This is a genomic window from Paracoccus sp. (in: a-proteobacteria), assembly GCF_046462195.1.
GTDB lineage: Bacteria > Pseudomonadota > Alphaproteobacteria > Rhodobacterales > Rhodobacteraceae > Paracoccus.
Genome location: NZ_JBKGUN010000052.1, coordinates 1 through 4231, shown reverse-complemented (window position 1 = coordinate 4231; position 4231 = coordinate 1). Strand labels below are relative to the sequence as shown.

4 protein-coding genes and 1 pseudogene are annotated in these 4231 nt (G+C 61.3%); 1 reads left to right on the top strand and 4 read right to left on the bottom strand.

Annotated elements, in window-relative coordinates; translation table 11 throughout:
- The first annotated feature begins 304 nt into the window (after positions 1-304).
- Positions 305-1681 (top strand): ISNCY family transposase, encoded by a 1377-nt coding sequence (locus ACLHHB_RS03565; protein ID WP_410216909.1) that lies wholly within the window; start codon positions 305-307, stop codon positions 1679-1681.
- 263 nt (positions 1682-1944) lie between these two features.
- Here ACLHHB_RS03565 and ACLHHB_RS03560 read toward each other — a convergent pair whose 3' ends face one another.
- The 4 genes and pseudogenes from ACLHHB_RS03560 to ACLHHB_RS03545 form a co-directional block, all read right to left on the bottom strand.
- On the bottom strand, positions 1945-2319 hold the full coding sequence (locus ACLHHB_RS03560) for a DUF421 domain-containing protein (protein WP_410216908.1): 375 nt from the start codon (positions 2317-2319) through the stop codon (positions 1945-1947).
- A gap of 483 nt (positions 2320-2802) precedes the next feature.
- On the bottom strand, positions 2803-2955 hold the full coding sequence (locus ACLHHB_RS03555; RefSeq protein WP_410216910.1) for a hypothetical protein: 153 nt from the start codon (positions 2953-2955) through the stop codon (positions 2803-2805).
- 360 nt (positions 2956-3315) lie between these two features.
- Positions 3316-3444 (bottom strand): annotated as a pseudogene (locus ACLHHB_RS03550) (CNNM domain-containing protein); the annotation flags it as partial.
- An 11-nt stretch (positions 3445-3455) separates the two neighbouring features.
- A complete protein-coding gene (locus ACLHHB_RS03545; RefSeq protein ID WP_410216907.1) occupies positions 3456-4070 on the bottom strand; it encodes an exopolysaccharide biosynthesis protein in 615 nt (204 codons plus the stop codon).
- Between the last annotated feature and the right edge of the window lie 161 nt (positions 4071-4231).

Here is a 4231-nt window from a genome sequence, read left to right as displayed (position 1 = left end):
GGCAACGGAGGCAAAATTCTTAGGTATGGGGAACTGTTCTTGCACCCGCAGGGAGGAGTCGACATGCAGGCCGCTGTGCGTGACAACAGTTTGCTATTCCATACCTCTGGAAATGAACTGATGCTGAATGCTTTAGTAAGCAACAGGTCCGAGCGGCACATATCAAGCACTATGTGACATAAATTGAATTGTTGAATGTTTAGGCTGTAGAACCAAAGTAGGATTGTCGCGAACTGGCAAAGTTAGTTTGTCGCTTGGCCCCTGACGCGTGAAGCTCGACCCAGCATCATCCGGGGGTTTTGAGATGGGACTGGTTCTGATGAGCGAACGCGAGTTGCAGCGCATTGAGGTTTTGGCCCAGGTGCTGGATGGCAGCCTGCGCAGCGTGACGGCGGCGAGCCTGCTGGGCCTCAGCCCGCGGCAGGTGCAGCGCCTGGTTCGAAGCATCCGCGAGGACGGCGCGATGGCCGTGCGGCACAAGCTGCGCGGCCGGCCGTCCAACAACCGCATCAGCGATCTGAAGCGAGATTACATCCTGTCGCTCATCCGCAGCGACTATCCGGACTTCGGACCGGCCTTGGCGGCCGAGACGCTGGCCGAGCGGCACGGCATCCAGGTGTCCTCGGAGACGCTGCGCAAATGGATGATCGCTGACGGGATCTGGCAAAGCCGAACACAACGGCGCCGGGTGCATCAGCCCCGTTTGCGGCGGGAAGCCTTGGGTGAGCTGATCCAGATCGACGGCTCCGAGCATCGCTGGTTTGAGGATCGGGCTCCGCCCTGCTCTTTGCTGGTCTTCATCGACGATGCCACTGGTGCGCTCATGCATCTGCGCTTCGTTCGCTCGGAGTCGACCGAGAGCTACTTCGCGGCCCTGGTGGATTATCTGCACGAGCATGGTCTGCCGGTGGCCTTCTATTCCGACAAGCACAGCGTTTTCCGCGTCAACAAGACAGAGGCCCGCAGCGGGCACGGAATGACACAGTTCGGCCGCGCTTTGAGCGAGCTGAACATCGAGATCCTCTGCGCAAACAGTTCGCAGGCCAAGGGCCGGGTGGAACGAGCGAACCGAACGTTGCAGGACCGGCTGGTCAAGGAATTGCGGCTGGCCGGGATCAGCGACATGGCGGCGGGCAACGCTTTCCTGCCCGGCTTCATCGCGCGGCACAACCTGCGCTTTGCCCATCCCCCTGCCCGGTCCGACAACCTGCATCGGCCAGTCAATCTGCCGGCCTCACGCCTCAGCGACATCCTCTGCATCCGCGATCAACGGCAGGTCGGCGCGAGCTTGGTGGTGCATTACGAGCGCCGGAAGTTCATCCTCGAGGACAGCGATCATGCGCGCAGCGCGATCGGGCGCTATGTCGAGACCTACGCCTATGCTCACCGGCCGTTTGAGATCCGCTGGAAAGGCATCCAACTGCCCTACCGGGTCTTCGACCCCAGCCAGCAGCGCGTGACCCACACCGCGATCACCGAGAACAAGCGCCTTGGCGACATGCTGGCCTTCATCAAGACGCAGCAGGACGCCGATCCTCCGCTGGTCGGTGCGGTCGGCAAGCAGCGCACGCGTTACACCCCGACCGGCAAGCGTGGCGGCGGCAGGAAAAGCGGGCTTGAACGACGTGCTGAACGGCGTGCGGCTGAAGCCCAGGCCGCCGCACCGCCACGAGCAGAGTGACGACATGAGAGCCCAGAGCCGCCGGCCCCGCCCCTACGGCCCTTTGTGAAGAGAGCGGGCCGGGGCCGGCTCGGCACCTTGCCTGCGACACTTCTACTTCGCGCGCCGGGCGTCAGATTAACTTGGTGACAACATAGGGTATGGCCGGATAGGTCAGAGAAACGGTGTTTTTTCGGTCAGAAGGCGTGGTCTGAGGTTTGCTTGCGGCAATCATGACCTGCCCATGAGCGTTCCTGTCGGTTTCCAAAGTCGTATTGGAAACCCTAATCCTTCCTCTGAATAACGCTGATCTCTCCATTTCTCTCGAGACGTGCTTCTTTGACGCTTGTCCAGTCCGTTATGGACGCCTTGAGACGAAAGGCGCCCAGAAGGTCGGCACGGCTGAGATTGCTGCGGCTCATGGGTTCCCAATCAACCTTGCCATCCTGGACAAGAATCCACGTCCGGCCCTTGATCAAGGTGCCGAACGGGCTCCAGCGGAAGGCGATCCGCGAAAGAAGCCAAGGGAGAGCCACAAGATCAACCGCCGCGCAGAGAGTAGGGACAAATGGCGGCTGTCCGCTAATGGCCCGGCTGACGACGGAGCCAAGCATGATGCCCAAGATAACGTCGAAGGCCGTGTCTGCCGGCGCCCTCATGATATGCTCAATACTGCCATGAGAATGACGCTTGCAGCGCGCGCAAGGTCCGCTTGAAGGCTTGGACCCTGATGACGTTCCGCCGACCGCCAGACCCCAACAACGGCAATGACATTATAAGGCACTGAGACAGCATAGCCTGCAAGCAGTGCGGTCCAAAGCAGATCCAGTGTCATCAATGTCAGAAACAAGATCGTGGTGGACAGGTTGACGAACAGGCCGATCAAAACTGTCCACGTCCAGAATGCTTCACCAAGCGGCAGATCGCCCCGCCAAAGAGACCGAAGGTGTTTCATGAGGAAAGGGCAGGGATCATTTGCTCTGCTCCAAAGCTTTGTTTTGCAGGCTGGATGCCCTGAAAGACGATATCACCGACATCTTTATGAAGCTGCCTCCAAAGATGTTTCTTCCAAAATTAGAGATTGTCTGAAGTTCCCATTGACTTGCTGCAAGTCGCCTGCCGGCAGCACGCGCTTGACGATGTCAGACAGTGACGCCACTCCCAGCATCCGATCCACGTCCATGACCACGGCCACTTGGCGCGCGCATGCGACCGGGCGCCTCATAGATCGGCATCAGGGGGGTCAGGACATGGGCAGGGCGTGCGATGTCGTCGGCCAGGCTGTTGTCAGGCATCACCAACGTGTCCCGCAGGTGAAGGATGGCTGGCACAGCCTCCGTGCCGGTCATCGGAATGCGCATGGGACCCGAAGCACGTCCGCCGCGCCTACATCCGCCACGGTCGCCGCAGGCACGACGCAGGTCGGTGCCGTACCTTGAGCGACCAGCGACGCCACGGGGACGCTCCCCAGATCCATCAGCACCGACAGCTGCTGCTGCATTCCGGGTGCCGGGGTGCCAGCCTTGCCTGAGTGCTCGACAAGCTGACGAATGGTGGCAGCGTCGCGTCTGCCTAGGGCGGCCTTTTCGACCGGCTCGACACCGCCGGCCCGGACAAGGCGGTTGGCCAGGTGGTTGAACCCAGATCAGCAATGGTCGCAGCGGCCAGAGATAGCCGCGCGAGATCATCCCCAAGGCCAGGGCTGACTTCTCGGGATGAGCGATGGCCCATGACTTTGGAGCCATCTCCCCCGCGACCAGGTGCAGGAAGGTCACGAGGAACATCGACAGTCATGTTACAGGCCCAGCAAGGCACGGGTCAGGATCACGATCGCGCTGGCCAGAAAAATGGTCGTGGCCATGCCGAAGAGCACGCCGCCCGCGATCCAGATGCCGTCCCGCTCCAGTGCACCCAAACAAATGAGCGCGATGGCGGCCGCGGGCAGCAGGTTTCCAAACGGGATCGGCAGGACCAGCACGATCGACAGCAGCAGGCACATGGCGCCCAGCAGCCGGAACGCTGCCGGCGCGCTGAAGGGCGGGATGCGCGGGCGCAGCAGGCGCTCGATCCGGTTCAGATAGGGCATGGCCCGGGACACAATCGTGCGGAAATGATCGATATCAAAAGACCGCACCGCCAGAAACTGCGGCAGCCAAGGCATGCCGCCGCGCATCATCTGCCAAGACAGATAAAGCATCGGCAGCCCCAGCACCGTTGAGGTGCCCGGCGGACTGGGAATGGCATTGGCAAAGGCCAGGATCAGCAGAAGGCCGATCAGCCCGCGGTCCCTGAGGGCGGACATTAGTTGTTCCACCGAGATGCGGAGATGCTCCCAGTCCGCAGCAAGACGTGTCAGGACGTCACTGAGTATCGGGCGACGGATCAGTGGCGCCAGATTGTCGGAGATCATTCAAAGTTCCTGGGCGCACGGACCTTGGGTTCGAACAGGGTGCGACGCCTGCGAAAGCGGGCGCCGCAACTGCGATTACTCCTCGAAACCGCCGTCGTCGAAACCCGCATCGTCGAAGCCGGCTTCATCCTCCATGACAGGCTCCTGCTCCATCTCGGACG